The organism is Noviherbaspirillum sp. (assembly GCF_036846085.1).
Taxonomy (GTDB): Bacteria; Pseudomonadota; Gammaproteobacteria; order Burkholderiales; family Burkholderiaceae_D; genus Noviherbaspirillum.
The window spans coordinates 1-5,595 of the sequence record NZ_DAIUCO010000310.1 but is presented as its reverse complement, the minus strand read 5'-3'; the positions used below and the strand labels follow the sequence as shown (position 1 = coordinate 5,595).

Here is a 5,595-nt window from a genome sequence, read left to right as displayed (position 1 = left end):
ACCCGCAATAATGTCGATGTGAAAGTCGGCTTGACTTAAGAAATACGACACCTGCGCTAGTCGCCGAGTAACTGGCGCCAAAAAACCTCCGCTTCTGCGGAGGTTTTTCATTTGCGCGACCCGTCATTTCGCGCTCTGTTCAGACGCGCATTCGGACCTCTTTCTTCGTTGCTTAACAGGCAATAACGAATCAACTCATGGACATATTTACATGACCATCGCTTGAAAAAAGAAAAGTCCGCCCCTATACTTAGCACTCGCCAGGGTGGAGTGCTAACAACTAATTGCCCTGGTCCCAACATTTCCAGTGCGGCCTTGTTGCATAGTGAAATGCCTTTTGCAGCAAGATTGCCGCAAAACAACTATAACTTATTGAATTTAAAGGAGTTTGTATGAACCTTCGTCCTTTGCACGATCGCGTAATCGTCAAGCGTCTGGACCAGGAAACCAAAACTGCGTCCGGCATCGTTCTTCCCGAGGCAGCAGCGGAAAAGCCTGATCAGGGCGAAGTCCTGGCAGTCGGCAACGGCAAGATCCTTGAAGACGGCAAAGTACGTGCGCTCGACGTCAAGGTTGGCGATCGCGTTCTGTTCGGCAAGTACTCCGGCCAAAGCGTCAAGGTCAGCGGCGAGGAATTGCTGGTAATGCGCGAAGAAGACATCATGGCAATCGTCCAGAAGTGATGGTGATGTCCATGAGCGCCGGCATAGCCGCCGCGATTGGAAACATGCCGCCATCCCCGCACAGGCGGGGATCCAGAGACGGTTCACATGTAGCTCTGAACTTCAACAAATACATACCCCATTTAAATACTAAGGAGTAACAAACATGGCAGCTAAAGAAGTCGTATTCGGCGATGCCGCCCGCGCCAAGATGGTTGAAGGCGTCAATATTCTCGCCAACGCTGTTAAAGTCACCCTCGGCCCGAAAGGCCGTAATGTCGTGCTGGAGCGTTCTTTCGGCTCCCCGACCGTCACCAAGGACGGCGTTTCGGTCGCCAAAGAGATCGAACTGAAGGACAAGCTCATGAACATGGGCGCGCAGATGGTGAAGGAAGTTGCATCCAAGACTTCCGACAACGCCGGTGACGGCACCACAACCGCGACCGTGCTGGCCCAGGCAATCGTCCGCGAAGGCATGAAGTTCGTTGCCGCCGGCATGAACCCGATGGACCTCAAGCGCGGTATCGACAAGGCAGTCGCTGCAACGGTTGAAGAACTGAAGAAGATCGCCAAGCCCTGCACCACTTCCAAGGAAATCGCCCAGGTTGGCTCGATCTCCGCAAACTCCGACAGCTCCATCGGCGAGCGCATCGCTGAAGCGATGGAAAAAGTCGGCAAGGAAGGCGTCATCACCGTCGAAGACGGCAAGTCGCTGAACGACGAACTCGATATCGTGGAAGGCATGCAGTTCGACCGCGGTTATCTGTCCCCGTATTTCATCAACAACCCGGACAAGCAGGTTGCCATCCTCGAAAACCCGTTCGTCCTGCTGTACGACAAGAAAATCTCCAACATCCGTGACCTGCTGCCGGTACTCGAGCAAGTCGCCAAGGCTGGCCGTCCTCTGCTGATCATCGCTGAAGACATCGAAGGCGAAGCGCTGGCAACCCTCGTCGTCAACAACATCCGTGGCATCCTGAAGACCTGCGCCGTCAAGGCTCCGGGCTTCGGTGACCGTCGCAAGGCAATGCTGGAAGACATCGCCATCCTGACCGGCGGCCAGGTCATCGCGGAAGAAGTTGGCCTGACACTCGAGAAGATCACTCTGAACGACCTCGGCCAGGCAAAGCGCATTGAAGTGGGCAAGGAAAACACCACCCTGATCGACGGCGCAGGCCAGGCTGCCGGCATCGAAGCGCGCGTCAAGCAGATCCGCGTTCAGATCGAAGAAGCGACATCCGACTACGATCGTGAAAAGCTGCAGGAGCGTGTTGCCAAGCTGGCAGGCGGTGTTGCGGTGATCAAGGTTGGCGCCGCGACCGAAGTCGAAATGAAAGAGAAGAAGGCCCGCGTTGAAGACGCACTGCACGCAACCCGTGCAGCCGTTGAAGAAGGCATCGTCCCGGGCGGCGGCGTGGCATTGCTGCGTGCACGCGCAAACCTGAAACTGCAAGGCGACAATCCTGACCAGGACGCGGGCATCAAGATCGTTCTGCGCGCCATGGAAGAGCCGCTGCGCATGATCGTCCAGAACGCCGGCGAAGAAGCATCCGTCGTCGTCAACAAGGTCCTTGAAGGCAAGGGTAACTTCGGTTACAACGCCGCTAACGGCACCTATGGCGACATGGTTGAAATGGGCGTGCTGGATCCCGCGAAAGTGACCCGTTCGGCGCTGCAAAATGCCGCATCGATCGCTTCCCTGATGCTGACGACCGATTGCATGGTTGCAGAGCTGGTGGAAGACAAGCCAGCCGCAAGCGGCATGGGCGGTATGGGTGGCATGGGCGGTATGGGTGGCATGGACGGCATGATGTAATTTGCCGGCCGGCGGAACGCGTATTGTTCCGCCACCTGATCGCAAAAAGCCCGCTTCGGCGGGCTTTTGTTTTGCTTGGTTGCGTACATGCACGCCCTAATCCGATCGAGCGTCCCTTACGACGTAGTAGTTAATGTCCTGGCTTTCTGCGGCAAGCGGTGTAATCACCTTTTCCATATAGCTGACGTTCAACTGATGCGCATCGCTTGCCGCATTGCGATAGCGTTCCACATCGGCAGCGTCCAAGTCGAACGGAACCTGCCTTTCGACCAAACCCTTAGCGGGTTTCGCAATGTGAACGGATGCAATTTCCCACTTATCATTCCCACCCGCCCGGCGCGCGGCCAGGTTTGCATAGGCATACGCATTCTCGCGGTCTTCGGTGACGTAGAGTCCCGGCCCGACGCCAAGCGAAGGATCGTGGTCAAAGTTCTTGCCAGTGAGATTGAAATCAACGCCTTGTGTGGACATTGCATCGAAGCTATTACGCGTGGAACCATGGTAGCCGACAAAGCTTGACGTGATTTCTTCAGGCAGCTTTTCCACCACGGTGATACGTTGTCTTGTCTGAGTGTGTTGTGCCGCAATGGAAGTCAAGCCAAGTCTTTTTAGGCTATTTTTGCGTTCATGAATGGCCCGCGCCGATTTATCGGGACCGGTCGAACCGGAAGGGCCATTTGCAGGTGGTTGCGCCGATGCCTTCGATAGCGCAGCAGGGAGCGTCCGCTGCGGTATTTTTTCAAGAGAATTGGCAAGAAAACGCGCGAGAGAACCGACACCACGGGAGCTGATGTGCATATTGTTTATTGGAAGATCAAGTGAAGCATTGTCGTCGTAAAACCGGCGAAGTGATCGGCCAATTGAGACTTTCTGCCATCGGTGCCGATCAATGTGGCGGGGTAGGCTTGAGTGGCTCAATGGCAGGAAAAGGTTCCATCCCGATACCAACGGAAGCCGGCATGCGAACGCTTCTTGCAGCCATCGTCATGGTTGACGGTTTTTACGAAAATTCGTCCTTTACGTCAGTGCTATCTCTCACCACGTTTTCGCCTCGGCCAAGCACCACGCCCAGTGCCTCTAACGTCAGTCACAGAGTAAAGCTACACAAACTGTCCAGTCAGGCTGGGCGACTTTACTCTTCCTCATTCTTCCAATCGTCACTCTCACCACCGTCCTGCGGCTCACCCAGCAATGTCGGCGGTTCATAGGATGCGAGCAGCATGGCCCTGCTTTGCGGCGTCTCCAGACTGATGCGACCAAGCGCACCGCTACGGTAGTCCTGCAGGAGGGTATGCGCTGCCTTTTCGAAATCCAGGTCGCCGCCTTTAAGACGGTATGCCCGTCGCTTCGCCACGCCTTCAATAACACTCACGCCATCGATGCCTTCGGTCGAAAACCCGTAACGCGCGCTAAGCAGTTGCGGGTAACGAAGGAGAAGCTGGTCTGCAAGAAAGGTCGCCACTTCTTCCTCGATGACCGCATTGACGCCCACCGCATGGCTCGCCGCCAGCATCAGGCCGTCGGTCGGATGTTCGATCTTCGGCCATAGCATGCCCGGCGTGTCGATCAGCACCATGTTGTTGCCCAGGTAAAGCCGCTGCTGGGTCTTGGTGACCGCCGGCTCGTCGCCGACGGCGGCCACCCGCTTCTTGAGCAAGGCATTCATCAGGGTCGACTTGCCGACATTCGGAATGCCCATGATCATCATGCGCAAAGGCTTGAGCGGCGTACCGCGATGCGGCGCCAGCTTCATCGCCATCCCCGGAACCTTGGCGACATCGGCTGGCTTCTTGCAGCTCAGTGCAACGGCATGCACATCCTTCTGGCGGTTATATTCATCCAGCCACGCCTTGGTGGCGGCGGGATCGGCCAGATCGGCCTTGTTCAGGATTCTGAGGCAGGGACGCTGCCGGAACTTGCGCAGCTGCTCGATCATCGGATTGCTGCTGGCCTGCGGCAGACGGGCATCGACGACTTCGATGACCAGATCGGTCTTCTCCATGGATTCCGCCGCCTTTTTGCGGGCGGCGTTCATGTGACCGGGGAACCATTGTATGGACATGCGTGGCTTTTGTGGCGAAATCGAGCCGCTATTCTACTCGCTGGACCATGCCGGCATGCGGCGTCAGTCGATGTCGGCCAGCACTTTCAGATGCGCGACGACGCTCCGTCCAAGCGCGGAGAGGTTATAGCCGCCTTCGAGGCAGCTGACGATACGGCCTTTTGCATGCTCGAGCGCGACCTGCTTGATCTGCTGCGTGATCCACGCATAGTCCGATTCGACGAGCCCCATCTGCCCGAGGTCGTCCTCTCGGTGGGCGTCGAAGCCGGCGGAGATGAAAATGATTTCCGGTTTATGCGCATGCAGTGCAGGCAACCATTTTTCGAGAACCAGCTGGCGGACCTCGTCGCCCTTTGTATAAGCAGGAACCGGCACATTGACCATGTTGGCGCCTGCCCTCTGCGCACCGCTATACGGATAAAACGGATGCTGAAAAAAACTGACCATCAGGACCCGGGGCTCATCGATGAAGCTTTCTTCGGTGCCGTTGCCATGATGCACATCGAAATCGACAATGGCCACCCGTTGCAGTCCATGTGCCTCGATCGCATGACGCGCGGCGATCGCCACATTGCCGAAAAGACAAAATCCCATTGCTTCCGACGGTCGCGCATGATGGCCGGGCGGCCGGATTGCGCAGAAAGCGTTATCGATTTCGCCTGCGATTACCGCATCGGTGGCAGCAATCGCCGCCCCTGCGGCCCGCAGTGCCGCGTTCCAGCTATGCGCATTCAGCAGCGTATCGCCGTCGAGCGGATAGTATTCCGGGCCGCCTCCCGTAAGGGGCGGCACGTTGTCATGTACACGGGCAATGGCTTCGGTACTGTGGACGCGGGCGATGGCGGCAAGGTCGGCGGCGGGCGCTTCCCTGCATTCAATCAGGCTGTCGATGCGGCTGGCGATGAGCTGATCCTCGATCGCCTGAAGGCGTGCCGGTGATTCGGGATGCCACGAACCCATTTCATGGAGCTTGCAATCGGGATGGCTGTAAATGGCTGTGGTCATTTCGTCAGGGAAAGATGTGCGCTACGATTCTCGAATAGAATCATCATAGT

5 protein-coding genes are annotated in these 5,595 nt (G+C 56.9%); 2 read left to right on the top strand and 3 right to left on the bottom strand.

The window, feature by feature from the left end; translation table 11 throughout:
- Positions 1-392: 392 nt before the first annotated feature.
- Both groES and groL read left to right on the top strand, forming a co-directional pair.
- Entirely contained in the window at positions 393-683 is a 291-nt protein-coding gene (gene groES, locus V7080_RS23370) for a co-chaperone GroES (RefSeq protein ID WP_326857893.1), read from the top strand.
- Between the two features lie 145 nt (positions 684-828).
- Positions 829-2,478, top strand: a complete 1,650-nt coding sequence (gene groL, locus V7080_RS23365) for a chaperonin GroEL (protein WP_334190778.1) — start codon at positions 829-831, stop codon at positions 2,476-2,478.
- Between the two features lie 96 nt (positions 2,479-2,574).
- On the opposite strand, the gene V7080_RS23360 is transcribed toward groL, so the two are convergent.
- The 3 genes from V7080_RS23360 to V7080_RS23350 form a co-directional block, all read right to left on the bottom strand.
- On the bottom strand, positions 2,575-3,276 hold the full coding sequence (locus V7080_RS23360) for a hypothetical protein (protein ID WP_334190777.1): 702 nt from the start codon (positions 3,274-3,276) through the stop codon (positions 2,575-2,577).
- A gap of 334 nt (positions 3,277-3,610) precedes the next feature.
- Positions 3,611-4,540, bottom strand: a complete 930-nt coding sequence (ylqF, locus tag V7080_RS23355; protein ID WP_334190776.1) for a ribosome biogenesis GTPase YlqF — start codon at positions 4,538-4,540, stop codon at positions 3,611-3,613.
- Between the two features lie 63 nt (positions 4,541-4,603).
- Entirely contained in the window at positions 4,604-5,545 is a 942-nt protein-coding gene (locus tag V7080_RS23350) for a histone deacetylase family protein (RefSeq protein ID WP_334190775.1), read from the bottom strand.
- Between the last annotated feature and the right edge of the window lie 50 nt (positions 5,546-5,595).

Excerpts from the sequence above, each read along its gene's own strand:
- groES (WP_326857893.1), top strand. The coding sequence starts at position 393 with ATGAACCTTCGTCCTTTGCACGATCGCGTAATCGTCAAGCGTCTGGAC.
- groL (WP_334190778.1), top strand. The coding sequence starts at position 829 with ATGGCAGCTAAAGAAGTCGTATTCGGCGATGCCGCCCGCGCCAAGATG.
- V7080_RS23360 (WP_334190777.1), bottom strand. The coding sequence starts at position 3,276 with ATGCACATCAGCTCCCGTGGTGTCGGTTCTCTCGCGCGTTTTCTTGCC.
- ylqF (WP_334190776.1), bottom strand. The coding sequence starts at position 4,540 with ATGTCCATACAATGGTTCCCCGGTCACATGAACGCCGCCCGCAAAAAG.
- V7080_RS23350 (WP_334190775.1), bottom strand. The coding sequence starts at position 5,545 with ATGACCACAGCCATTTACAGCCATCCCGATTGCAAGCTCCATGAAATG.